The sequence below is a fragment of the Paraburkholderia megapolitana genome (assembly GCF_007556815.1).
Taxonomy (GTDB): domain Bacteria; phylum Pseudomonadota; class Gammaproteobacteria; order Burkholderiales; family Burkholderiaceae; genus Paraburkholderia; species Paraburkholderia megapolitana.
This window is the reverse complement of the sequence record NZ_CP041745.1, coordinates 2,879,788-2,904,902: the sequence shown is the minus strand read 5'-3', so window position 1 is coordinate 2,904,902 and position 25,115 is coordinate 2,879,788. Positions and strand designations below refer to the sequence as shown.

Here is a 25,115-nt window from a genome sequence, read left to right as displayed (position 1 = left end):
CGAATAACGGCGCGCGCTCCTTCAACCCCGCAACGGACATCGACATGGCCTTCATCTTCTATCTGACTCACATCCATCTGGGTTACGACGCACTCGCGCAGTTGCCGGCGGAATGCGCGCGGATCGGCATCGCGCGGCCGCTGATCGTGACCGACAAGGGCGTCGTCGCAGCTGGCCTCGTGCAGCGCGCGCTCGATGTGCTGAAGCTCGGCGATGTGCCGGTGTTCGATGACACACCGTCGAATCCGACCGAGGCGATGGTGCTGGCCGCGGCCGCGCGTTATCGCGAGGAGGGTTGTGACGGCTTGATCGCGGTGGGCGGCGGATCGTCGATCGATCTCGCGAAGGGCGTGGCAATTGCAGCAACACATCCGGGCACGCTCACTGAATACGCGACGATCGAAGGCGGCAGCGGCAAGATCACCGACGCCGCTGCGCCGCTGATCGCGGTGCCCACCACAGCCGGCACCGGTAGCGAAGTGGCGCGCGGTGCGATCGTGATTCTCAATGATGGTCGCAAGCTCGGTTTTCACTCGTGGCATCTGCTGCCGAAGTCGGCGCTGTGCGACCCAGGTCTCACGCTCGGCCTGCCCGCACCGTTGACGGCGGCCACCGGCATGGACGCGATCGCGCATTGCATCGAAACCTTCCTCGCGCCGGCGTTCAATCCGCCCGCCGACGGCATCGCACTCGACGGGCTCGAGCGCGCATGGGCGAACCTCGAGCGCGCGACGCGCGACGGCAGCGACCGCGATGCGCGCCTGAACATGATGAGCGCATCGATGCAGGGTGCGATGGCGTTCCAGAAGGGACTCGGTTGCGTGCATTCGCTGTCGCATCCGCTGGGCGGCGTGCCGGTCAACGGACGCACGTCGCTACATCACGGCACGCTGAACGCGGTCGTGCTGCCTGCGGTGCTGCGTTTCAACGAAAGCGCGGAGACCGTGGTGGCGAACAATCGCTATGCGCGCATGCGTCGCGTGATGAATCTGCCGGACGGCGCGGACCTTGCGCAGGCGCTGTTCGACATGACCGCGCGCCTCGGGCTGCCGACCGGGTTGCGACAGATGGGTGTCGACGAGCAGGTGTTCGACAAGGTGATCGCAGGCGCGCTCGCCGATCATTGCCACAAGACCAACCCACGCGAAGCGAGTGCCGACGATTATCGGCGCATGTTGACTGAATCGCTCTGATCGCGCCGCCGCATTCGGCAATTATTCACTCGCTCATTTACGGACCCATACACCCGCCCGATGAACAAGCCCGCTCCCGCGCTGCGCAACGCTTACCGCCACTTCCTGCCGATCACGACACGCTGGATGGACAACGACGTCTACGGCCACGTGAACAACGTCGTCTACTACAGCTACTTCGATACAGTCGTGAACGAGTACCTGATCCGCGCGGGTGTGCTCGACGTCGAGCATGGCGAGACGATCGGGCTCGTCGTCGAGACACAGTGCAACTACTTCTCGCCGCTCGTGTTCCCGGAGCCGGTCGAGGCAGGGCTGCGCGTCGCGCGGCTCGGCGGTTCGAGTGTGCGTTATGAAGTCGGGCTGTTTCGCGCAGGCGAAGCCCAGCCGGCGGCGCAGGGTCATTTCGTGCACGTCTATGTGGACCGCGCGACGCGTAAGCCGATCACGTTACCCGATGCGTTGCGCGCGGCGCTCCTGCCGCTCGTGGTCGCGCTCGCGGAGTAGTCGCGCATGCAGTCGTTTGCGATCAACCTGCTGAACGGCGTCAGCTATGGGCTGCTGCTGTTCATGCTGTCGGCGGGGCTGACGTTGATCTTCAGCATGCTGGGCGTGCTTAACTTCGCGCACGCAAGTTTCTACATGCTCGGTGCGTATGTCGGTTTCGCGCTGACGGCGCACCTGGGTTTCTGGGGCGCTCTGGTCGGTGCGCCGCTCGTAGTTGGCCTGATCGGCGCAGCGTTCGAACGCTGGCTGTTGCGTCGCGTTCGACCGCATGGACATCTCGCCGAGCTGCTGCTCACGTTCGGTGCCGCGTATCTGATCGGCGAAGCGGTGAAGCTGGTCTGGGGTTTGCAGGCGATCGCCGCACCGGTGCCGGCCGCGCTCGACGGCGCGTTATTTACCTTCGATGGCGCCGCGTTTCCGCGTTATCGCGCGTTCATGATGGTGGTGTCGCTTGCGATGCTTGCGGTGCTATACGCGGTGTTGCGCGTATCGAAGACGGGCTTGATCGTACGCGCGGCGCTCACACATCCAGGTGCCGTCGAAGCACTCGGCCACAACGTGCCGCGCGTATTTACCTGCGTCTTTGCGGCGGGCACCGCACTCGCCGCGCTGGCCGGCGTGATCGGTGCGCCGCTCTTCGTGGTCGAACCGGCGATGGCCGAATCGGTCGGCTCGATCGTCTTCGTGGTCGTCGTGATCGGTGGACTTGGATCGCTGGGCGGGGCGCTTGCGGCGTCGCTGCTGATCGGCTGCATCCAGACTTTCGCGGTGGCGAGCGACGTGTCGCTCGGTGGTATCGCGGCGGCACTCGGGCAGCCGCTGTCCACTGCATGGGGTGGGCTCACGCTTGCACAACTCGCACCGCTCGTGCCGTATGTGCTGCTCATTGCGATGCTTGCGTTACGGCCGGGCGGACTCTTCGGTCTGCGCGACGACGATGTCTGAGCCGCGCGACACCGCTTCCCGACACGCAGCGCCGCAGACGCTTGCCGCCGCGCGCGCACGGCGCACGCCGACATGGCGCGCCGCGTTGCCGTGGCTCGTGCTGATCGCCATGCTCGCCGTGCCACCGCTCGTCTCGTCGCAAAGCTGGTTGTTCGCATGGCTCGCGCAGGCCGCGGCGATGATCGTGTTCGCGCTGTCGTACAACCTGCTGCTTGGCGGCACCGGCTTGCTGTCGCTCGGTCATGCCGCGCACGCGGGGCTCGGCGCGCTCGTGGCCGCGTATCTGTTCAACGCATGGCGCTTGCCGTTGCCGCTCGTTCCGCTGGTGGGCGGGGTCGGCGGGGCGCTGTCCGGTCTGCTTGCCGGTTATGTATCGACGCGGCGCGCAGGCACGGCGTTCGCGATGATCACGCTCGGTATCGGTGAACTCGTGGCGGCTGCCGCATGGACGCTGCCCGACTGGTTCGGCGGCGAAGCGGGCGTACCGATCGATCGCGCGAGCGGCCTTGCACTCGGCACGTGGACCTTCGGCCCCGCGCGCGAAGCGTATCTGCTGATCGCGCTGTGGTGTCTGCTTGCGTGTGCCGCGATGTTCGCGTTGTCGCGCACGCCGTTCATGCGCGTCGCGAATGCGGTGCGCGACAACCCGGTGCGGGCTGCGGCGATCGGTTGCGAGCCGCGCCGCATCCGTTATGCGAGTGTCGTGTTCGCGGCGTTCTTTGCGGGTATCGCGGGCACGCTTGGGTTGATCAACGTCGAGCTGGTATCGACGGAAAGCGTCGGCATGCTGCGCTCGGGCGCGGTGCTGATCGCGACGGTGATCGGCGGAACCGGTGCGTTCTTTGGGCCGGTGGCGGGGGCGGTCGTGCTGACGTTTTTCAGCGTCGCGGTGGCGAGCGTGACGCGTGCCTGGTTGTTCTATCTTGGGCTGTTGTTCATCGTGATCGTGGTGGGCTCGCCCGATGGCATCGCCGGGTTTGCGCAGCGCCAGGCCGCGCGGCTCGCGCAGCACGGCTGGCGGGTTTGCACGAAGTCGTGGCTATGCGGCGTGAGCGCGGCGCTCGCGTGGACCGGTGCGGTCGTGCTTGCGGTGCAATGGGCGTACGCGCGACAGTTCGGGACAGATGACGGCACCGGTTTGCCGTTCAGCGGTTTCTTGCTTGCCGGTGCGACGTCTTCCGGTGAATGGATCGCCGCTGCTGTCGTGTTGCTCGCAGGCGCCGGCTGGATTGCTTCGCGTGGTGCACGGCGCGCATGGCCGCGCGATGTGCAGGCGGCGAACGCACGCGAAGCCGGGAGCATTCGATGACTGCCGCGCTCGCCGTGCAACGGGTCCACAAAAGCTTCGGTGCCACCGAGGTGCTGCGCGGTGTCGATCTGTCGATCGAACCCGGCGAGCGCCATGCGCTGATCGGACCGAACGGCGCGGGCAAATCGACGCTGTTCAATCTGATCGCTGGTGGTGGCCGGCCGAGCGCGGGTCGCATCGAACTGTTCGGTGTCGACATCACGCGGCTTGGGCCGGCCGCGGTGAACCGCCGCGGGCTTGCGCGCAGCTTCCAGAACACGAGTGTGTTCGCGGGGCTGTCGGTGTTCGACAACCTGCGATGTGCCGCGCTGTTTGCGGAGCGCGGGCGCGGCAGCCGGTGGCGTCGCTGGACGCATGCGCGTGCCGCCTCCACGCGCGCCGAACAGGTACTCGATGCCGTGGGCCTCGGCGCACGCGCCCAGGTGCTGGCCGGTACGCTCAGTTATGCGGAGCAACGCGCGCTCGATCTCGGTCTAGCGCTCGCGGGCGGCGCGCACACGCTGCTGCTCGACGAACCGACGGCCGGCATGAACCGCGCCGAAGCCGCGCGCGCGATCGAACTGATCCGCAGCGCGACCGCTGGCCGCACGCTGCTGATGGTCGAGCACGACATGGATGCAGTCTTCGGTCTCGCGGACCGCATCTCCGTGCTCGTGGAGGGGCGCGTGATCGCGACCGGCACACCGGCCGCGATCCGCTCACACGCGGCGGTGCGCGCCGCCTATCTCGGCGACGGATTCGAACGATGACCGTGCTTCTCGATATCGCCGGTCTGCATGCGTGGCATGGTGCGAGCAAGGCGCTGCACGGCGTCGATCTGCGCATCGAGGCAGGCGAGATCGTGGCGCTCGCGGGGCGCAATGGTTCGGGGCGCTCGACGCTCGCGCAGGCGATCATGGGCCTCGTGCACACCGAGGGCGAACTGCGTTTTGCGGGCCGCTCGCTGGCGGGCCTGCGGCCGTTCCAGATCGCGCGGCTCGGCATCGGTTATGTACCTGAGCATCGCGATGTGTTTCCGACGCTCAGCGTGCACGAAAACCTGCTGCTCGGCGTAGCTCCGGCCAGGCGCGCGCGGCCGCCGCGTTTTACCTTCGACGATGCCTACGCGCTTTTTCCCGTGTTGCGCGAACGACAGCGCACGCGTGCCGCTGCACTCTCGGGCGGCGAGCAGCAGATGCTGACGCTCGCGCGCACGCTGCTCGGCGATCCGGATCTGCTGGTGATCGACGAGCCGGCCGAAGGGCTCGCCGCGCAGCGCGTCGCGCAGGTTGCAGCGTGCCTGCGGACCTTGCATGCGCGCGGCGTCGCGATGCTGCTGATCGAGCAACGGCTCGCAATCGCACACGAACTGGCGAGTCGGGTCGCGGTGATGGGGCATGGCGAGATCGTGTTCGACGGCAGCTTCGAGGCGTTTCGCGCGCGTCACGATGTGATGCAGGAATGGCTCGGCGTCGGCTAACGCGGCTCATTTGCGTGCGGCGCAGCGGGCGCAACCTGTCGTTCTCGGCCAACGCCGGTTTCCCTTCTGTTTGACCCGATTGCGCGCAGCGGCGTCGCATGTCCGCCCCGCGCGGGTTGGCGGCCCGTGCTCTGTTTCATTCAAACGTCTGAGCGTTTGGTGTCGGCCCTCCAGGAATCTTGTCGGCAGCGCGGCCACAAATAAAGACAATCGAAGGCAAAGATGCCCGGTCATCCGTGCCGGCGCGAGACAGTCCGGCGTCCCGCCTGCGCGGGCGCACCGGACCAGGGAGGAGACGATATGCACGATACCGACGACAGATTGCATCTGCCGCGTACCCACGCCGGCAGCGAACAAGGCTGCAATTCCAGGCGTAACGGAGGGAGTGGGCGGCACTCTGCGGCTGATAGCGGGCCTATGCGTCACGCGCTGAGCGTGTCCGCGGTTGTGATCGTCATCGCATCGCTGCTGGTGTGTGCGTGTGCCGATGCGAGTGCTGACGCGAGTTCGGCTGCGAGTTCGGCCGCCGGTGCGTCGGGTGCCGCGAGCGCTGCGAACGTAACGGTTCCTGCGGCGGCAAGCGCCGCAAATGTAGCCGCACCTGCGGATTCAAGCGCGACCGGGACCACCGCACAGAATCCCGGCGGTGCCGCCGCACCACAACCCGCATCCTCAACGCTACCCACGCTCGAAGTTGCGAAGGCGCGCCAGCTAGCAGAGCAGCAGCAAGTCGCGGCCCGCATACCCACCGCCGGCGGCATGCGCGTTACACGAACGCGGCCATTGACGTTACGCGACTCCGGCATCGACGGTTCGATGATGTTTGCGCGCGATGTCGATTTCCGCCTGACCGGCGACATCGGTTTCCTGATCCACCGCATGGCTGCAACGCTTACGCCGACGCGCGCCGGCAATCCGATCGTGTTCGACGATCCGAACAGCGTGACGATCAACGTCCACCGCGGCGAGGTCACGCTCGATGCCGCGAAGCTCACAGCAATCTTCAATCGCTATCTGTTCCAGTACCAGGGCTCGCCGCTGCGCAATATGCGGGTCGAGCCGCAGCAGGGGCAGTTGCGGATCACCGGTGAAATGCAACGCGACGGCTGGGTGCCGATTGCGCTCACGGGCACGCTGGCGATGCGCAACGCGACCGAACTCGTATTTCACGCGGACCATACCGAAGTCGCGGGCGTCGCTGCGGACCGTCTGATGAAGGCCGCACACGTGCGCATGGCAGACCTGCTGAAGGTGAACACGCCGATTGCGCGACTCGACGGCGACAACGTCGTGATGCTGGTCGCGAAACTGACGCCACCGCCCGCGTTGCGCATGACGATCACGCGGATCGACACGACGCCGGCCGGCGTGCGCTTCACGCTCGACGACGGTACGCTGCCCGACGTCGCGTTCCCCGCGGAGATGCCCGCGCGCGGCATGTTGCTCGAAGGCGGCGACGTGAAGTTCATGCGCTCGATCCCGATGAACATCGAGATGGCAATCACGCCGCTCGACACCGGCACGTCGGGCGCGCCGTTCGTGCTCGACCTGTATCACTATCGCGAGCAGATGGCGGCGGGGTACTTCACGTTCGACGAAAACGGTGCGCTCGATGTGCATCTGCCGTCGTACACGACGCTGCCCGGTGCTGCGCGCGATGCAGCACAGACAGCGCAAACCGGTAGTGCGGCGGCGCGCTACAACGACAGCTACATCCGTGCGCAACAGGCCGCGCTTGCGGTCGCACGCGAGCAATGGCGGCGCATCCCGGTGAATCTGCGTACGACGTCGGGCAGCGCGCTCTCCGACGAACGCCATTCACCGGGCGGCACACCGCTGATCCACGTGCAGAACGTCGACTTCTACGTGTCGGGACGCATCGGCTTTCACGTGCGCACACTCGATGCGCAGCTCGTACCGAAGAAGCCCGGTCAGCCCGTCGATCTCGACGATCCGAACCAGTACGACATTCATATCCTCGGTGGCGAGGTTGTCGAACCGTGGCCGGCGATGGCATCGCTCTTCAACGACTATCTGCTCGACTACACGCCGCGCTCGCTGAACGACATGCAACTGACGCCCGCCGACGGCGGTCTCGACGTAACCGGCGGCATCAAGCTATGGAATCACTTCCCCGGCGTCTGGCTACCGACGAAGATGCACGGTACGCTCGCCGTACGCGACGAACGGCATCTGGTCTACACACCCGAATCGGTGTCGGTGCTCGGTGTGCCGCAGGCAGGCTTGCTGCGCGCGCTGAATATTCCGCTCGCCTCGTTGACACCGTTTGCCCGCAAGGGCGTCAAGCTGGAAGGTAACGAACTGGTATTCGATCAGTACACGGTGTTTCCGCCGCCGGTGTTGCAGGGGCGTCTCGCGGGTGCGACCGTGACAAACGAAGGGCTCGTGCTGAAGTTCAAGCGGCAGACGGGCGCGGCCGTCGCGCATCCGCCGGCGGGCGCGGGCGGCAGCTACGTGTGGATCGAATCGGGCGACATCAAGATGTACAACTCGCTGGTCGTGAACGGCCATACGCTGATACGCGATAGCGCAAACAGCGACCCGATGCATTTCGATCTGTACGGGTATCGCCGCGATGTGGCGAAGGGGACGGTGCGGATGGCGGAGGATGGTGCGCTCGCGGTGGATGTCGCGGCGCGGAAGTGACTTACGGGTAACCACATGCACGATCATCTGGGCCGCGCGCATCGACGCGGCCCGGCTACGTTCAGTTGTCTTCAGCTACGCGCATCCCGTTCGATAATCCATTCATGCGCGGGATCGTTCTTGAAGTGCCACGTGCGCCGACTACCCGCCATCACGTTCAGATAGTACGAGTCGTAGCCATACGGCACGACCACCGGATGATAGCCGCGCGGCACCATCACGACATCGTGATCCTCGACGGCCATCGACTCGTCGATATCGCGCGCATCCGTATACACGCGCTGAAACGCGAACCCCTGCGGCGGATTGAGCCGGTGGTAGTAAGTCTCTTCCAGCGAACTCTCGACTGGCACATTGTCGGTGTCGTGCTTGTGCGGCGGGTAGCTCGACGCATGCCCCCCCGGCGTGCGCACTTCGACGACGAGCAGCGACTCGGCGGGTTCGGTTTGCGGCAGGATATCGCACACGTAGCGCGTGTTGAGGCCGGTGCCGCGCGTCGAGCGCGTCATCTGCGACGGCTGGATGAGACGCGCCGGATAGCGTCCGGTGGCAGGCGCACTGGCCACACCGATCTCGGCATTGTTGCGTGCGCGTATCGTGGCGCGCACATTCGGCGGCAGGTACACCGCATGCGGCGCCGCATCGTCGAACACGCTGCGACGCGTACCAAGACTGAGCCATTTTGCAGCGGGCGTATCGATGTCGATCGTGCCGGACAGCACGACGATGCACGACTCGCGGTTCGTCTCGAGCACCCGCATGACGCCGTCCGCCGCGAGCCGGTGGGCGGTGAAGCCGACATACTGCCAGCCGGCCGACTCCGGCGTGACGCGCGCGATCGTCTGACCTTCGCGCTGGGCTTTGACTAGCAAACTCATGCAGCCTCCCTGGCAGGATTGAGCGGCGCATCGACGAGGGCACGCAGCGTCTGGTAGCCCTTTTGCGCATACGCGAACGAAGGCGCGACGACCGGGTCCTGTTCCGCCTCGACGACGAGCCAGCCGCGGTAGCCGTGCCGCTTGAGCCGCTCAATGATAGCCGGGAAATCGATGGTGCCGTCGCCGGGCACCGTGAATGCGCCGGCGATCACTGCTTCAAGAAAGCTCCAGTTGCGATTGCGCGCGAGCTTCGCAACCGCGGGCCGTACGTCCTTGCAGTGCACATGGCACACGCGCGCGATGTGGCGGTCGAGCACATCAATCGGATCGCCACCTGCGAACGTGATATGCCCCGCATCGAACAGCAGACCGACGGCGTCGCTGGTTTTTGCCATCAGACGGTCGACGTCGGCGGGCGTCTCGACATACGCGCCCATGTGATGGTGATACGCGAGCCGCACGCCGTGGCTCAGCGTGTAGCGCGCGAACGTCTCGACGCGCGCCGCGTATTCGTCCCACTGCGCCTCGCTGAAAAAACGCGGCCGCTGATACAGCGGACGCGGCGCGCCCTGAATCGTGTCGGCGACTTCGCCGTACACCATCACAGTCGCGCCGTTCTTCGCGAGCAGCTCCAGATGCGGCCCGACCGCGGCAATTTCCGCTTCGGCGCTGCGTCGGGCCAGTTGACCCGAATACCAGCCGGAGACAAGCGCGAGATCGTATTGCGCGAGCAGTGCCTTCAGTGCTTCTGGCTCGCGCGGAAACTTGTTGCCGAGTTCGAACCCCTGGTAGCCGATTGCGCGGCCTTCGGTCAGCGCGAGTTCAAGCGGCGTTTCTCCGCCGAGCGACGGCAGATCGTCGTTCATCCACGACAGCGGGTTGATGCCGATACGTACGTCGAAGGAAGTCATGCGCGGGTCCTTAATTGTTGGCGTCGCTGGCGTCGTCGCTGGAGGGATGATTCGCGCCTTCGACGCGGGCCGCGAGATGAGTTTCGTACTGCGCGCGGGCCGTTCGAACAGCCTCGCGTGCCGACACTTCGGGTACGGCGACTTCCCACCACCAGCCGCCGTCGTCGGTGGTGCGTGTAGCGTCGGTGTCGATGCTGATCACGTAGGTGCGATCGGCGGCGCGGGCGCGTTGCAACGCGGTTTCGAGTGCCGCGACATCGGCGACGTGTTCCGCATGCGCGCCGAGCGAGCGTGCATGTGCCGCGAAATCGATTGCGGGAGCACCGAGCGGACCTTGCGCGCAGTCGTCGAACATATTGTTGAACGGTGCGCCGCCGCACGCCTGTTGCAGACGGTTGATGCAACCGTAGCCGCGATTGTCGAGCACCACGATGATCAGCTTCGCACCAAGCATCACCGAGGTTGCGATCTCGCTGTTCATCATCAGATAACTGCCGTCGCCGACCATCACGATCACTTCGCGCTCGGGCCGCGCGAGTTTCGCGCCGAGGCCGCCGGCAATTTCGTAGCCCATGCACGAGTAGCCGTACTCGACGTGATAGGCACCTGGGCGGCCTGCGCGCCACAACTTGTGCAACTCGGCGGGCAGGGTGCCGGCTGCGCAGACGACGATGTCGTCGGTGGTGGACTGCGGGCTCGAGCGCTGCACGGCGCCGATCACGTCGGCGTCGTACGGCAGCACGGTGTCGCGCTGTGGCGTGTGCGTCAGCGTGCCGACAGTGTGGCGCCAGTCGGTCGCGGCCTGCTGTGCGCGCGCAGTCCACGCGCGGTCCGCGTGCCAGTCGTGCAGGCGTTCGGTGAGTGTGTCGAGTGCAAGGCGCGCATCGGCTTCGACAGCAAGCGCGCGATGCTTCAAACCATCGAACGCGTTTGCATTGATCCCGATTACGTCGGCCTGCGTGAAGAGCGTGTTCGAGCCGGTCGTGAAGTCCTGCAAGCGCGTGCCGATGGCAAACACGCAATCGGCGTCGTGCGCGAGTGCATTCGCCGCGGGCGAGCCGGTCACGCCGAGCGCCCCAGTATTCAACGGATCGTCCCACGCTAGCGAACTCTTGCCGGCCTGCGTTTCCGCGACCGGCACACCATGCGTTGTCGCGAACGCCTGTAGCGAAGCGGTAGCGCCACCGTACAGCACGCCGCCACCGGCGACGATCATCGGCCGTTTCGCACGGCGTAGACGCTCGACGGCTACATCGATTTCATCGGTGCGCGGAGCAGGGGCGTGCGGTTTGACGACGCGCGGTTCGAAGAAACTGAGCGGAAAGTCCCACGCAGTTGCCTGCACGTCTTGCGGCAACGCGAGCGTGACCGGGCCGCATAGCGCGGCATCGGTCAGCACACGGATCGCACGCGGCAACGCATTGAGCAGTTGCGCCGGGTGGACGATGCGGTCGAAGTAACGCGAGACGGGCTTGAGCGCATCGTTGGCGGAGATGCCGCCGTCGTGGAAATCCTCGACCTGTTGCAACACCGGATCGGGCGCGCGCGAGACGAAGATGTCGCCAGGCAGCAGCAGCACCGGCAAACGGTTGACGTGCGCGAGCGCAGCAGCCGTGACGAGATTCGTCGCACCGGGTCCGATCGAGGTGGTGACCGCCATCATCCGGCGGCGGAAGTGCGCTTTTGCGTAGGCGATCGCGCTGTGCGCCATCGCCTGTTCGTTGTGCGCGCGCAGCGTCGGTAGTTCGTGGCGGTGCTGATACAGCGCTTCGCCGATCCCCGCCACGTTGCCGTGACCGAAGATCGCGAACACACCACCGAAAAGCGGTTCACTGCTGTTGGGATCGTCTTCCGTAGCGACACGTTGCGCGGCGAGGTAGCGTACGAGCGCCTGCGCGGTGGTGAGACGGATCGTGCCGTGCGTGTCGCCTGCGGCTGGAACGGCAGCCGGCGCAGCTTGATCCTGATGCAACACGCGTTGGTTCATGCCGCCTGCTCCTGATGAACGTTGCGCGGCTGCGCCGACTGTGTAGCCGACGCGCTGCGCGTATCGCGCCATGCGGCGATCAGCGTTTCGAATGTCTGCCGTACGCGTGCAATCAGTTCGTCGTCGCCGATCTGCCCGGCGAGCCAAGCATGGCTCGGCTCATGGAAGATCGTCCGGCCGACCGTGAAGCCACGACAGGTCGCCGATCCGGCCGCTGCCCGGAAGCCGTCGCTCAATTGCTCGACCCCCGCCGACAGCCCGAGCAGCACCACGCCGCGGCAATACGGATCGCGCTCCGCAAGCAGTGCGTCGATTGCTTGCCACTGCGTGGCGTCCACCGGCTCGAGCTTCCACCATTCCGGGTAGATGCCGATGTTGTACAGGCGCTTCAATGCACGATAGACCGTATCAGGTGCCTGCGGCAAATGTTTGGGTGGAATCACTTCGAGCAGCAGTTCGTGACCGCTTGCCTGCACGGCGTCATAAAGCGCGCGCAGTTGCGCTTCCTGTTCGAGCCGCTGTTCGATCGGCTCATCAGGATGAAACTGCACGAGACACTTGACGATATGTTCGCGCGGCCAGCTCGCCAGCGTCGTTCCGACCGAGCGGCCGTGATCGAACACGAGCGGCACCGAACCGGGCAGTTCGACCGGACGACCGACCCACCAGCCGCGTCCGGTTGCCGCGTTCAACGCGTCCTGACCGTAGCGGTCGTCGATCAGCACGGCGATGCGGCCTTGCAATCCCAGTGCGGTTTCCGTTTGCGCGACTGCTTCGACGAACAGCCCCTTCAGTTGCGCGATGCGGCTTTCATCGGCGCCGGTCTGCTGCGCGAGATCGAAGAACTGGTTGCGGTGATCGAATGCGAAGCCGAGCACTTCGTCGCGCTGTGTGCGCGGCGGTGTGACGCGATGCAGTCGAGCGAGCGTGGCGTCGCGGTCCGGCCGGCGCATGCGCTGCGGATCGGCTTGCGCTTCGCGCAGGAAGTAGTCGAGTTCGGCGGGCGTCGGCATCGCGGGTGCGCAGCCGTGGCGCGATACGACCAGCGCGCCGCTCGCGTTTGCGGCGCGCGCGCAGGCTTCGAGTGGTTGATCGCGCAGCCAGCCGGACAGGAAGCCCGACGCGAACGCATCGCCTGCGCCGAGCACGTTCAGTACTTCGACCTCGACGCCGCCATGCACCGGCACGCTGTCAAGCGACGCAGGTACCGCGCCGTCGACAATCTGGCAACCAAGCGGCCCGCGCTTCACGACAAGCGTCGCCGGTGTGACGGCGCGGACCATCGCCAGGGCTTCACGCAGATCGGTCTTGCCACCCGCAATGCAGAATTCCTCTTCGGTGCCGATCACCAGATCGAATAGCGGCAGGATGCGCTGCAGATGCGCGGTGACGCTTTCGTTGGCGATAAAGCGGGTCTCGCCATCGGCCTTGCCGGTGAGGCCCCACAGCACGGGCCGGTAATCGATGTCGAGCACCGTACGCACGTCGTTACGCCGCGCGTAGTCGAGTGCGCGGCGGCTCGTGCGGTTCACCTGTTCGGTGGAGAAGTGCGTACCGGTAATGAGCAGCGCCTTCGACGATGCGATAAACGCTTCGTCGAAATCGTGTTCGTCGACGGCCATGTCCGCGCAGTTCTCGCGATAGAAAATCAGCGGAAACGTGTCGCGATCTTTGAGGCCGAGCACCACGAGGGCTGTCAGCCGTTCGTGATCGATGCGCACGTGGCCGACATCGCAGCCTTCACGCGTGAGCGTTTCGGTCAGAAAGCGCCCCATGTGATCGTTGCCGACACGTGCAAGCATCGCCGCGGCGAGACCGAGCCGCGTGCAACCAAACGCGATGTTAGCCGACGAGCCGCCCAGATACTTTGCGAAGCTCGATACGTCTTCGAGTCGCGAGCCGACCTGTTGCGCGTAGAGATCGACCGCGAGACGGCCGAGGCAGACGATGTCGCGGCTACGGCCGGCGGCGAAGCGGCTCGGGCTCGTGGTCGCTGCGCTGGAGTTGCTGGAAAGTGCCATGGAATGTCCTGAGTGTCTGGGTTGCGCCAGGGCGCGCGAGCGGTGATAGCGCAGCAGCGTGGCAGCGTAGGGTGGCTCGTGCGTCAGATGACGGCGCCGTCGAGTTCGCCGATCATCTTCTGCATTTCAGCGCCGCCGGCCATCATGTCGAGCACTTCGTCCTTGCTGATGGTTTCCTTCGTATAGGTACCGAGCGATTTACCGCGATTGAGCAGCGTGAACGAATCGCCGATCGGATACGCGTGGTGCACGTTGTGCGTGATGAAGATCACCGAGATGCCTTTGGCGCGCGCCGTGTGAATCAGCTTCAGCACGTTGAAGCTCTGCTTCACGCCGAGCGCGGCGGTCGGTTCGTCGAGAATCAGCACGCGTGCGCCGAAGTGAATGGCGCGCGCGATCGCGAGACACTGCCGCTCGCCGCCGGACATCGTGCCGATCGGCTGATGCGGGTCGCGCACATGAATGCCCATTTCCGCGAGTTTTTCGCGTGCGGTGGTGGCGCTCGTCTGCAGGTCCATCACGTTCAGAAAGCCGAACATTTTCTTCTGCGGTTCGCGGCCCATGAAGAAGTTGCGCGCCACCGACAGCAGCGGTACGAGCGCGAGATCCTGATAGACGGTGGCGATGCCGAGATCGAGTGCGTCTTTCGGCGACTCGAAGTGCACGGGCTTGCCGTCGACGAGATACTGGCCCGACGACGGTTGATGCACACCGGCGAGCGTCTTGATCAGCGTCGATTTGCCGGCGCCGTTGTCGCCGAGCAGACAGTGCACTTCGCCGCGTTTCAGGCGCAATGTGATGCCGGACAGCGCGATGACCTTGCCGAAAAACTTGCTGACGTTTTCGAGCGCGAGAATCGTGTCGCCGGTATCGACTGCAGGAGTCATAGCGTTGGCAGGCGCGTTGTTACCGGGGAGGGTATCGGACATGTTTGTCTCCTCGTGACGGTTACGATTGCGCGACGCGGCGGCGCACGTAGTGATTGAACAGCACGGCGATCAGCAGCATCACGCCGAGGAACACACGGAACCAGTCGGAACTCACGTTGGTATAGGTGATGCCGATCTGCACGACGCCGAAGATCAACGCGCCGAAGCAGGCACCGATCACCGAGCCGTAGCCGCCGGTCAACAGCGTGCCGCCGATCACCGCGGCGATGATCGCCTCGAATTCCTTTTGCAGGCCGCGGTCCGCCGCAGCCGATCCGATATCGCACACCTGCAGCACAGCGAACAGGCACGAGCAGAACGCGGTCAGCACGAACAGCGAGATCTTGACGCGCCGCACCGGCACACCGACGTTCTTCGCAGCGTTCGCATCGCCGCCAACCGCGAGAATCCAGTTGCCGTAACGCGTTTTGGCGAGCACGAACGCGCAGATCGCGGCGAGTGCGAACCACCACAAGATCACCTTCGGAATGCCGGGCACGAGCGGTTGGCCGTTGTCGAGCATCTGACCGATGCCCATATGCGCGAGCGCCGTGAATAGGCCGGTGAACGCGACACCGTGAAACAGCGTATTGGCGATCCAGTCCTGCTTCGCGAGATCGCCTACACCGGAGATGATCGTGCGGTCCGCGACCATGATCGACAGCGCGAGCGTCAGGCCGCGCAGGATGAACAGGAACGCGAGCGTGACGATGAACGACGGCAACCGCGTGCGCATCACGAGATAGCCGTTCAGTGCGCCGAGCAGCATCGAACCGGCGAATGCGAGGAGGATCGACAGCGAGAGCGGCCAGTGGAAGTAGACCGACGGAATCGCGACCATCATGCCGGCGAAGCCGATCATCGAACCGATCGACAGATCGAACTCGCCGGCAATCATCAACAGGCACGCACCGACCGCGAGTACGCCGAGGTACGCGGACACCTGCGACCAGTTCATCACGCCGTCCAGGTTAAACATGCCCGAGCCGCCGGCTGCAAACGCGAACACGGCGAATACCAGCACGGCACCCGAAATAGCAGCGAATTCCGGACGGTTCAGCAGATGGCCAAACCACGATTCCTTGCGAACGCGCTCGTCGGCGCCGGCCGGAGCGGGCTGCCCCGACGATGCCGCGTCGGCGTCCTTGGCCGCGTGCGAAGGAAAGTGTTTACCGGCTACGCCCATGATGTCTCCTTGATGCCGGTCCCCCGACGACGCGACGTGCGCGCTGGCAGACCGGTGAAATACGGGGAAAACCGCGGCGCCTCGTGCTTCGCGCCCTGTGCGTGGCGGTAAGCGCACCGGAGTGTCCGGTGCCGGATGTACCGCTGTCTACGAGTGGCGCCGCGTGCGACTGACGGCCGGCGTGTCAGGCCGACCGGGTGACCCTCAACGGTACTGGCCCGCGTACTTGATGACCTTGTCGAGATTGTCCTTCGTGATGAAACCCGGGCCCGAGCGGATGTTCTTCGGTCCGTACGACGGTTGCAGCCCATACGCTTCGAGCCGCGCCTTGAACTTCGGATTGGCCTGCAGGATCTGGCGGATCTTCGTCGGATCGGTGGTGTGCTGCTGCTTCACGATCGCGAGCACGGCTACCGGGATATAGCCCTGCAGATACGGCTGCTGGTCGATCGCGAACTGGATCGTTCCGGCCTGGATCGCCTTCGCGATGTCGTCGGAGAAGTCGAACGTGCAGAAGTAGATCTTGCCCGCGAGGCCCATCTGTTGCACGGCCTTCAGCGTTGCCGCGGCGGGTACCGGGCCGAGCGTGAGGATCGCGCCAGTGTTCGGATGATTGCGCAGATACGCGCTGACCTTCGACTGGATTTCGGTCGGATCCTGGCCTGAATCGATCGTCGAGGTCTTGTAGTCGACGCCGATTGCTTCGGCGAAACCGCGGCAGCGATCGAACGACACCGTATTGGTGGCGAGGTGGTTCACGCACAGGAACGACTTCACGCCGGCTGCTTTCGCTTTCTCTCCGGCCGCATGACCGGCTACGTATTCGGGCTGGCCGACGTGCATGATCGCGCCGAGTTGCGCGCTTTGTTCTTCAGTGCCGGAGTTGATCGTGACGAGCGGAATCTTTTTCTCGGTCACTTTCGTGATCGAGCTTTTCAGTACGTCGAAGTCGGCGATGGTGACGATCACGCCGTCGTAGTTGCGCGCGGCGGCCTGTTCGACGAGGCGCGCCATGTCGGCGATGTCGCCGTTCGGCGGGTTGCGGTAGTCGGTCTGGACGTTGAAGTCCTCGTCGGCCTGCTTGATCGCGTTCTTGATCGTGTTCCACCACGAATCGGAGTCCGGTGCGTGGCTGATCAGGACGAAGTGCGCGTCTGCTGCCTGGGCTACCGATGTAGCAGCGAACCCCGCCGCGAACGTGAGCGCGGCCACCAGAATTCTGAGCGAAGCCTTGCCATTGCCAAGTCTCATGTCTCCACCTTTTGTCGGTCTGTCGTTTTTGAAGGAGCGTGACGTCGTGCGTCGCAACGCATGCCGCGTCGCTGCTCAAAATCAAGATTAGGCGATCTTTCCTGGCGATGCAACGAAAATTTCATTACAAATAAAAATGGAAAATCCGTTCCATTTATGCGGAGCGCTGCCTATAATCGGCAGCGTCGACAGGCCGTTCGGCGGCACGTGAAACAGCGGTTTTGCAGCGCAAAAAATATCTGAGGGAGCACCATGGCGGACGACAGCACCGAAGAGTTGCCGAGCGTCGAAGAATTGATGCAGCGCATCGCGGAAAACTACGAAGACCTGCCGCGGCAGTTGAAGAGCGTGGCGACGTATATCGAGCAGCATCGCGCGAGCGTGATGGTCGATCGCACGAGCGATATCGCCGCGAGTTGCGGTGTGCATCCGTCGGCGGTGGTGCGTTTTGCGCAGCGCTTCGGTTTCTCGGGCTTCTCCGATCTTCAGGCGGTGTTCAGGCAGGCCTACACGGGGCAAGGTGCGTCGTCGCCGAGTTACCAGCAGCGCATTCGTAAGCTGATTGACGAGAAACCAGGCGGGCGACTTTCCGGCGGCGCGGTGGCACGCGAATTCGTTGCCGCGTGTCGCGGCGGTCTCGATGAGCTGGAAGCGGGTCTCGACGATGCGCAGATCGATGCGGCGGTGAAGATGCTGCAGCACGCGGACAACATCTACGTGATCGGCGTGCGGCGTTCGTTTCCTGTCGCGAGCTACATCGTCTACGCGTTGCAGCACACACCGAAGCGCGTACATCTCGTGTCGGGTTTTGGCGGTATGTATCGCGAACAGATTCGCAGCGTGAAGAAGGGCGATGTTGTCATTGCGATCAGTTTCGCGCCGTATGGAAAGGAAACGCAGTATTGCCTGCGCGTCGCGCATCACCACCAGGCGAAGACGCTCGTGATCACCGACAGCCAGCTGTCGCCGCTCGCGCGCTACGCCACGACGCAACTGTATGTGAAGGAGGGGAGCGCGTTCGCGTTCCGCTCGCTCACGAGCACGATCTGCCTGTGCCAGGCGCTCTTCATTGCGCTCGCGTACAAGCTCGAACTGAACGTAGAAGAATCGAAAGACACTGGAGGATACGATGACTGACACAGCAGGCGGCAAGCCGATCGAAGTCGCGGTATTCGGCGCCGGCCGGATCGGCCGCATTCACGCGGCGAATCTCGCGCGCCAGCCGGGCGTGCGGCTTAAATACGTGGTGGACGTGAATCGGGAAGCCGCTGCCGCGCTCGCGGCGCAGCACGGCGCGCAGGTTGCGGATATCGACGGCGCGATGGGCGATGCCGCGATCGGTGCGACGGTGATCTGTTCGAGCACCGACACACACGCCGAACTGATCCTGCAATCGGCGGCGCAGAAGAAGCATGTGTTCTGCGAGAAGCCGGTCGACCTCACGCTCGAACGTGCGCGTGCCTGCGCAGATGCCGTGGCGCGCGCGGGCGTGGTCTGCATGATCGGTTTTCAGCGACGCTTCGATCCGACCTTCTCGGCACTGAAGGCGCGCATCGACGCGGGAGAAATTGGTACGCCGGAAATGCTCGTCGTGACGAGCCGCGATCCTGGCGCACCGCCGGTCGATTACATCCGTCACTCGGGCGGCATCTTCAAGGACATGCTGATTCACGACTTCGACATCTTCCGCTGGATTCTCGATGACGAAGCCGACACGCTGCATGCAACGGGTAGCGTGCTGACCGACCCGGCGATCGAGGCGGCAGGCGATATCGACTGCACCGCGGTGACAATCCGCACGAAGCGCGGGCGGCTGTGCCAGATCAATACCACGCGGCGCGCGGCCTATGGCTACGACCAGCGCTTCGAAGTGCTCGGCAGTGAAGGCCTGCTGCAGGCGGGCAACGTGCGGCCGACCGAAGTGGTTGCGTATTCGAAGACTGAAGTGTCGAGCGACGTGCCGGAAGCGTTTTTTCTTGAGCGTTATCGTGCGGCGTATGCACTGGAAATTACACATTTCTTTGAAGCTGTCACGCAGGGGAAGCCGGTGCGCACGACAGTTGCCGATGGTGTGAAAGCACTCGAACTCGCCGAGGCGGCGACGCGGTCGTGGCGCGAAGGCCGCACGGTGAAACTCGATGAGGCGGCGCGATGACTGTGGCGAACGGGGCGGGGCAGGAACCTGGCGGTAAGGGCAAGCAGAGCGTACGCGTCGGGGTGGTGGGACTGGGGCGACTGGGGCGTCGACACGCTCAGAATCTCGCGTATCGCGTGCCGGGCGCGCGACTCGTGGCGGCATGCAGTCCGCTCGACGAAGAACGCACATGGGCACGCGACACGTTGCCCGATCTGCGGCTCTACGACGATTACGCGGCGCTGCTGGCCGACACGACGGTCGACGCGGTGTGGCTCGTCACACCGTCTGCGTTGCACGCGCAGCAGATCGTCGATGCGCTGCACGCGGGCAAGCACGTGTTCTGCGAGAAACCGCTTTCGCTGGATGTTGCCGAATGCGAACGCGTGCTGGCGGAAGCGGCGCGCTATCCGCATCTGCAGGCGACGATCGGTTTCATGCGGCGCTTCGATCCGAGCTACCGCGATGCGTTCAACAAGGTGCGCGACGGGGCGATCGGCAGGCCGTTTCTGGTGCGCTCGCAGACTTGCGACTGGAACGATCCGGATGGCTTTTTCGTGCGCTTTGCGCCGACGTCGGGCGGCATTTTTCTCGACTGTACGGTGCACGACATCGACGTGGCCCGATGGTTGCTCGGCAAGCCGCGAGCGAAGCGCGTGTTTGCGAGCGGCACGGTAGCGTTGCACGAGGGCCTGCGTGAATTCGGCGATGTCGACAATGGCGTCGCGATCTGCGAATTCGAAGACGGACGGCTCGCGGTGTTCTACGCATCGCGCACGATGGCGCACGGCAACGACTCGGGCAGCGAAGTAATCGGCACGGCGGGCGCGCTGTCGATCGGCCGCAATCCGCGTTTGAATCGCGTCGAGATTCTGGATGCGCACGGCGTGCGTAACGAATGCACGCCGACGTTCTTCGAGCGCTTCGAAGACGCGTTTCTGGCCGAGGCGCAGGCATTCGTCGCGGCGGTGCGCGGCGGCGCGCAAACGGGCGCGAGCCTCGCGGATGCGCTGGAGGCGACGCGCATCGGCAGTGCGCTGCGGGCTTCGCTGGCAAGCGGGGAGGCGGTGACGCTGTGAGCGCGGAGCGGCTGCGGTAGAATCTGGGCCTCTGTGCGGTGCCGTTGCCGCCGCTGTTGCCGCTCTGGCAGAAAGGTTTTCCTCGATGCAGATCCAGATTCACAAGGAAGTCGACGCACGCGGGCTGAACTGCCCGCTGCCCATCTTGCGCGCGAAGAAAGCGCTTGCCGATATGGAAAGCGGTCAGATTCTCAAGGTGCTCGCCACCGATCCCGGTTCGCAACGCGACTTCGCCGCGTTCGCGAAGCAGACCGGCAATGAGATCGTCGAAGTCTCGACTCAGGACAAGGTTTTTGTTTTTCTGATGAAGAGACGGTAGGTCTTGTCGGCGCTCGACATGGCTACTGTCATGCGGGCGCCGGATATCGCCGCGTCATCCTCACAAACGCCGACAGCACCCGCGAACAGGTCAGCGTCTCCTTCCACAGACGCTCCTTCAATCGCGACGTCGGCACCCACTGCCACGGCAGAATGATCTCCACCGCACCCCATGCCGGTCGCCAGCGTGCCGACACGCCGCGGCGGCGAAACAGACTCACGGCTGGAATGTCGAGATTCGATGCCAGGTGCCCGATGCCTGAATCGTTGCCGATGAAGTAGCCGGATTCGTAGACCCACGCAGCCAGCGTACCGAGATCGGCGAAAACCGGCGCGGGCACACCGGACATATCGATGTCTTTCCAGCGCGCCCGCTCGTGTTCCGCGATCACGAAATGGGGTTCATAACCTTTGCGTTGCAGCCGCCGCGCCAGTTTCACGAAGCGTGCGGCGGGCCAGCGCTTGTCGTCGGTGCTGGCTTCGGGGTGAATGACCACACGTCTCGCGTGCCGCCGGTGCAGCAGACCGGCGGGCGCTACAACCCCGTTGGCCAGATCCACGTCGTCGAGATCCAGCTCGTTGCGGCAAAAGTCGGCGAAGCGTTCCGCCATGCACCCCGAATGCTCGCCGAACTCGACGTCGTGTAGCGTCCGCACACGCGAGTGTGCATCCAGCAAGCGGACGAGCGGCTGGTTCCACTGCATCTGCAGAACGGTGTCGTAGGCGGCGAAGGTGTTCGCGCTGTCTTCTTCGGCGGGCAGGCGGTGCACGACGACACCGGGAAACCAGTGTCGAAGCGCGTACGCGGGGTTGCCGTAGACCGCGATGTCGATGCCGTTCTTCAGCAGATTGCTCACGATGATCATCGAGATCAGCGTGTCGCCGATCGCGTTCGACATCGAGAACGCCATCCGGCCAAGATTGCTTTTGTGCAGACGGGGTTCGGTACTTGGATGTTGTCGGGCCAGCATGCGCGCTTCGAGGCGCGCGTTCATACCGTTTCCCGCACGAACGCCGGTGCCGTGACGGCCGGCGCCGCTTGCGCCGAGACTTGACCGGTAGCGTGCCGCAGCCGTGCGAACGCGCGCTCGACCCGGCCCACCGTCAGCGCGTATTTCCAGAACCGCTCCTTGAGGTGTGCGCCGGGAATAAACGAACTGCCGATCAATATCTGCCCGCCGCCCCAGCCCGGACGCCAGGTCCGCGCAATACCGCGCCGCATGAACAGCGAGAGCGTCGGTATATCGAGGTTCGACGCGAGGTGACCGATGCCGGAGTCATTGCCGATAAACCAGCCGCTCTCGTAGACCGAGGCCGCGACGTCTTCGAGCGTGTCGAATGCGGGCAGATTCAATCCTTCGCGCAGGACGTCGAGCCACTCAGCGCGCTCTTCGGGTGCAACCACGAAATGCGGGTCGAAGCCATTGTGGCGTAACCGTTGCGCGAGATTGACGTAGCGCGACTTGAGCCAGCATTTGTCGGTGGTGCTTGCGGTGGGATGAATGATCACGCGGCTCGCGTGCTTGCGATGCTGAAGGTCCGCCGGAGCAGTGAGGCCGTTGATGTTCTGCGTGACCGGCAGGTTGAGCTCATCGCGACAGAAATCGAACAAGCGGCGTGCCATCGGTTCCTGCGAACCGCTTCTGCAAAGATGGTCGAGCAACACGACGCGAGGATGGGTGCCGGTCAGATCGAGTGTGGGGTGCAGGGCGAGGACCAGCGAAAAATCGCCGAGTGCTGTTTGCGCAGTTGCGGGTTCGAGCGGAGGTCGGACTTCGACACCGGGGAACCACTTGCGCAACGCATGGATGTGGCGGCCGAATACCGTAACCGTTGCACCGTTCAGTTGCAGGTTGTGGGCAACCGTCATGAGCAACAATGAGTCGCCTATTGCTTTCGATGAAATTACAGCAACACGCCCCGTTATCGGAGAGTTATGACCCATGATTGCCCCGTCGGCCCTTTTCGAATTGGTGCCTGGTCAATGTTTACGACATCTTTCGGCGGCAAGTATAAAGTGCCGTAAGGATTTTGTCCCACCCGCCATAGTTACGGGTATTGCCCCTTTAGTTGCCGCTTTGGTTGCCCTTTCAATTGCCCCTCAAAGCGTGGGGTTTGCGTCGCAATTCCTCTGGGGATTCTGCTGGCGTCCGCGGGCATGGCTCCACGCCGCAAGCCCGGCAAACAGCAACCCGGCAACCGACACGCCAACCCATCCGAAGGCCGGCCAGACCACGGCACCCACGCCTGACCCCACAGCACCGCCGATGAAGTAACACACCATGTAGACCGTGTTGACGCGGCTACGCGCTTCCGGCTTGAGCGCATAGATGCGCGACTGGTTGGAAATCTGCGCACCCTGCACGCCGACGTCGAGCACGATCACACCGATAACGAGTCCGACGATGCTCGCCCCTGATAGCCCGAACACGACGAACGACACGGCTACTAGTGCAATCGACAGCGAAATGATCGCGCGCGGCCCGCGCCGGTCGGCAAACTTGCCGGCATACGGCGCGGCCAGCGCACCCGCTGCGCCGACGATGCCGAATAGTCCCGCCGCCTGCGGCCCGAGATGAAACGGCGCACCGGCAAGCAATAACGCCAGCACGCTCCAGAAAATGCTGAACGCCGCGAACAGCGCCGCGCCTGTCAGCGACGATTCGCGCAGGCCGCGTAGTTCGACGGTCAGATGCCAGAGCGAAGCGAGAAGCTTTCCGTAAGGTAGCGTCGAAGTGGGCTGACTGCGCGGCAAGCGCACGATGATCAGTACCGACAGCGCGAGCAGCGCCACCACCGATACGCCGAATACCGCACGCCAGCCGAAATACTCGGCGACGAAACCCGCCGCGGTCCGCGCGAGCAGGATGCCGAGCAGCAAACCGCTCATCACGGTGCCGACGGCGTGACCGCGCTGCGAAGTGGGCGCGAGTTCGGCGGCGAATGGCACCGCTTGCTGGGCGATCGTCGCGAGCACACCGATCGCGAGACTGGCGGCGATCAATACCTCTAGCGTCGGCGCGGTCGCTGCGACGATCAGCGCGACACAGATCGCGGCGATTTGCAGCAGGATCAGACGGCGCCGGTCGAAGCGGTCGCCGAGCGGCGCAAGCAGCAGCATGCCGGCCGCGTAGCCGAGCTGCGTGACCGCCGGTACCGCGCCGACCCACGACGCGCTATGCGGAAACGACAGGCGGAAATTGTCGAGCAGCGGCTGGTTGTAATAGATATTCGCAACCGAAACGCCGGCGATCGTCGCGAGCAGAAACAGCAGGCCGGCGAGCGACCGTTCGGGCACGGCGGGAGAAGAGGGGCGGGCGTAGACATGAGCGGGACGACTGGCGGTAAGCCGGCGCACCGGCCGGCAGAAGGCTTCAAGCGTGCCGATCATACCGGAGCCCCCGCGATCGTGCTGGCGGCCCGGCAGGCCGCCATACGACGTGCCGCACACGCTCAATCGCTCAATCGATCAGCGCGCCTTCGGGCTCGTAGAACGGATAGGGGCCGTCCGCCGCTTCGACATAGGCATGGTGCGTGACGATCCCGGTCGCCGCATCGTAGCGATGCAGCGCGAATGCGGGCGGTTCCATCGTGAACGCGGACGGCGCATCGTCGCGCAGATCGAGCGCGACCTGATGTGCTGGCGACGGAATCGCCGATGCGATCGTGCCGCCGAAACGCGCGAACATCGGCCGGTGCACATGGCCGCACAGTACGCGCTCGACATTCGGATGCTGCGCGATGAGGGCGGCGAGACGTTGCGACGACGGCGCATCGAGCCGGATCTCGTCCATGTGGCCGATGCCCGCGTCGAACGGCGGATGATGCAGCGCGACGACTACGGGTTTTCCACGCGCGTCATCGAGTTGCGTGGCGAGCCATGCGAGGCGCGCGTCGCAAAGCGTACCGCCGCTCTGGCCGGGTACCAACGAATCGAGCGCGATGAACCGCAATGGGCCAATGTCGAGCGCGTATTGCACGAATTCGCCGCCTGTCGACAGTTCCGGACGCTCGCCGAAGACCTCTCGCAACGGGCCGCGTGCATCGTGATTGCCGACCAGCAGGTAGTACGGAATGTCGAGCGTGGCGAGCAGGGTTTTCAGATGCGCGTACTGTTCGGCGGTGCCTTGATCGACCAGATCGCCGGTCATGACGATCGCGTCGGGACGCGGGTCGAGCGCATTCAACCTGGCGATGCAGCGCACGAGATACGCCGCGGTGTCGACGCGCCGATAGGCGAGCGCGCCGGGGCGCTTGATGTGGAGATCGCTGATCTGGGCTAGCAGCATGGGGAATCCTTGACTTTGAATGCGTGTGTCCGGGTTTGACGCGTTGTGGCTC

General features: G+C 64.5%; 22 protein-coding genes. 11 read left to right on the top strand and 11 right to left on the bottom strand.

What is annotated here, in order from left to right; genetic code table 11:
* The first annotated feature begins 44 nt into the window (after positions 1-44).
* From FNZ07_RS26235 to FNZ07_RS26205, 7 genes are all read left to right on the top strand, one after another.
* Entirely contained in the window at positions 45-1,193 is a 1,149-nt protein-coding gene (locus FNZ07_RS26235; protein WP_091014674.1) for an iron-containing alcohol dehydrogenase, read from the top strand.
* Positions 1,194-1,253: 60 nt separating this feature from the next.
* Positions 1,254-1,700, top strand: coding sequence for an acyl-CoA thioesterase (locus FNZ07_RS26230; RefSeq protein ID WP_091014673.1), 447 nt, complete (start codon positions 1,254-1,256; stop codon positions 1,698-1,700).
* A 6-nt stretch (positions 1,701-1,706) separates the two neighbouring features.
* Positions 1,707-2,645, top strand: a complete 939-nt coding sequence (locus FNZ07_RS26225; RefSeq protein ID WP_091014672.1) for a branched-chain amino acid ABC transporter permease — start codon at positions 1,707-1,709, stop codon at positions 2,643-2,645.
* Complete coding sequence (locus FNZ07_RS26220) at positions 2,638-3,954, top strand: branched-chain amino acid ABC transporter permease (protein ID WP_091014671.1); 1,317 nt, start codon at positions 2,638-2,640, stop codon at positions 3,952-3,954. The genes FNZ07_RS26225 and FNZ07_RS26220 overlap by 8 nt, the downstream gene beginning before the upstream one ends.
* Positions 3,951-4,703, top strand: coding sequence for an ABC transporter ATP-binding protein (locus FNZ07_RS26215; protein ID WP_091014668.1), 753 nt, complete (start codon positions 3,951-3,953; stop codon positions 4,701-4,703). Before FNZ07_RS26220 ends, FNZ07_RS26215 begins: the two co-directional genes overlap by 4 nt.
* Complete coding sequence (locus FNZ07_RS26210; RefSeq protein ID WP_091014667.1) at positions 4,700-5,413, top strand: ABC transporter ATP-binding protein; 714 nt, start codon at positions 4,700-4,702, stop codon at positions 5,411-5,413. Before FNZ07_RS26215 ends, FNZ07_RS26210 begins: the two co-directional genes overlap by 4 nt.
* A gap of 417 nt (positions 5,414-5,830) precedes the next feature.
* On the top strand, positions 5,831-8,080 hold the full coding sequence (locus FNZ07_RS26205; RefSeq protein ID WP_091014666.1) for a hypothetical protein: 2,250 nt from the start codon (positions 5,831-5,833) through the stop codon (positions 8,078-8,080).
* Positions 8,081-8,151: 71 nt separating this feature from the next.
* Here the strand turns inward: FNZ07_RS26205 and iolB are convergent, their stop codons facing one another.
* From iolB to FNZ07_RS26170, 7 genes are all read right to left on the bottom strand, one after another.
* Positions 8,152-8,958 (bottom strand): 5-deoxy-glucuronate isomerase, encoded by an 807-nt coding sequence (gene iolB / locus FNZ07_RS26200; RefSeq protein WP_091014665.1) that lies wholly within the window; start codon positions 8,956-8,958, stop codon positions 8,152-8,154.
* Positions 8,955-9,869, bottom strand: coding sequence for a myo-inosose-2 dehydratase (iolE, locus tag FNZ07_RS26195; protein ID WP_091014663.1), 915 nt, complete (start codon positions 9,867-9,869; stop codon positions 8,955-8,957). The genes iolB and iolE overlap by 4 nt, the downstream gene beginning before the upstream one ends.
* A gap of 10 nt (positions 9,870-9,879) precedes the next feature.
* Positions 9,880-11,856: a 3D-(3,5/4)-trihydroxycyclohexane-1,2-dione acylhydrolase (decyclizing) gene (gene iolD, locus FNZ07_RS26190; protein WP_091014662.1), complete on the bottom strand. Its 1,977-nt coding sequence runs from the start codon at positions 11,854-11,856 to the stop codon at positions 9,880-9,882.
* Positions 11,853-13,877 carry a bifunctional 5-dehydro-2-deoxygluconokinase/5-dehydro-2-deoxyphosphogluconate aldolase gene (locus FNZ07_RS26185; RefSeq protein WP_091014661.1) on the bottom strand — a complete coding sequence of 675 codons (2,025 nt, stop codon included), beginning with the start codon at positions 13,875-13,877 and terminating at the stop codon, positions 11,853-11,855. Before FNZ07_RS26185 ends, iolD begins: the two co-directional genes overlap by 4 nt.
* A gap of 83 nt (positions 13,878-13,960) precedes the next feature.
* Positions 13,961-14,764 (bottom strand): ATP-binding cassette domain-containing protein, encoded by an 804-nt coding sequence (locus FNZ07_RS26180; RefSeq protein WP_091014815.1) that lies wholly within the window; start codon positions 14,762-14,764, stop codon positions 13,961-13,963.
* 61 nt (positions 14,765-14,825) lie between these two features.
* Positions 14,826-15,992 carry an ABC transporter permease gene (locus FNZ07_RS26175; RefSeq protein ID WP_091014658.1) on the bottom strand — a complete coding sequence of 389 codons (1,167 nt, stop codon included), beginning with the start codon at positions 15,990-15,992 and terminating at the stop codon, positions 14,826-14,828.
* A gap of 204 nt (positions 15,993-16,196) precedes the next feature.
* On the bottom strand, positions 16,197-17,243 hold the full coding sequence (locus tag FNZ07_RS26170) for a sugar ABC transporter substrate-binding protein (protein ID WP_091014653.1): 1,047 nt from the start codon (positions 17,241-17,243) through the stop codon (positions 16,197-16,199).
* 252 nt (positions 17,244-17,495) lie between these two features.
* Between FNZ07_RS26170 and FNZ07_RS26165 the strand changes: the two genes are divergently transcribed.
* The 4 genes from FNZ07_RS26165 (at position 17,496) to FNZ07_RS26150 (ending at position 20,775) form a co-directional block, all read left to right on the top strand.
* Positions 17,496-18,380, top strand: coding sequence for a MurR/RpiR family transcriptional regulator (locus FNZ07_RS26165; RefSeq protein WP_091014652.1), 885 nt, complete (start codon positions 17,496-17,498; stop codon positions 18,378-18,380).
* A complete protein-coding gene (iolG, locus tag FNZ07_RS26160; protein WP_091014648.1) occupies positions 18,373-19,398 on the top strand; it encodes an inositol 2-dehydrogenase in 1,026 nt (341 codons plus the stop codon). Before FNZ07_RS26165 ends, iolG begins: the two co-directional genes overlap by 8 nt.
* The gene (locus FNZ07_RS26155; RefSeq protein WP_091014643.1) at positions 19,395-20,456 is read left to right on the top strand and encodes a Gfo/Idh/MocA family oxidoreductase; all 1,062 of its coding nucleotides are present in this window, start codon (positions 19,395-19,397) and stop codon (positions 20,454-20,456) included. The genes iolG and FNZ07_RS26155 overlap by 4 nt, the downstream gene beginning before the upstream one ends.
* 91 nt (positions 20,457-20,547) lie before the next feature.
* The gene (locus FNZ07_RS26150; RefSeq protein WP_091014813.1) at positions 20,548-20,775 is read left to right on the top strand and encodes a sulfurtransferase TusA family protein; all 228 of its coding nucleotides are present in this window, start codon (positions 20,548-20,550) and stop codon (positions 20,773-20,775) included.
* A gap of 28 nt (positions 20,776-20,803) precedes the next feature.
* On the opposite strand, the gene FNZ07_RS26145 is transcribed toward FNZ07_RS26150, so the two are convergent.
* From FNZ07_RS26145 to FNZ07_RS26130, 4 genes are all read right to left on the bottom strand, one after another.
* On the bottom strand, positions 20,804-21,769 hold the full coding sequence (locus FNZ07_RS26145; RefSeq protein WP_245811535.1) for a glycosyltransferase family 9 protein: 966 nt from the start codon (positions 21,767-21,769) through the stop codon (positions 20,804-20,806).
* Positions 21,766-22,644, bottom strand: coding sequence for a glycosyltransferase family 9 protein (locus FNZ07_RS26140; protein WP_245811534.1), 879 nt, complete (start codon positions 22,642-22,644; stop codon positions 21,766-21,768). Before FNZ07_RS26140 ends, FNZ07_RS26145 begins: the two co-directional genes overlap by 4 nt.
* A 231-nt stretch (positions 22,645-22,875) precedes the next feature.
* Positions 22,876-24,165 carry an MFS transporter gene (locus tag FNZ07_RS26135; protein WP_144269491.1) on the bottom strand — a complete coding sequence of 430 codons (1,290 nt, stop codon included), beginning with the start codon at positions 24,163-24,165 and terminating at the stop codon, positions 22,876-22,878.
* A 70-nt stretch (positions 24,166-24,235) separates the two neighbouring features.
* A complete protein-coding gene (locus tag FNZ07_RS26130; RefSeq protein ID WP_091014640.1) occupies positions 24,236-25,063 on the bottom strand; it encodes a phosphodiesterase in 828 nt (275 codons plus the stop codon).
* Between the last annotated feature and the right edge of the window lie 52 nt (positions 25,064-25,115).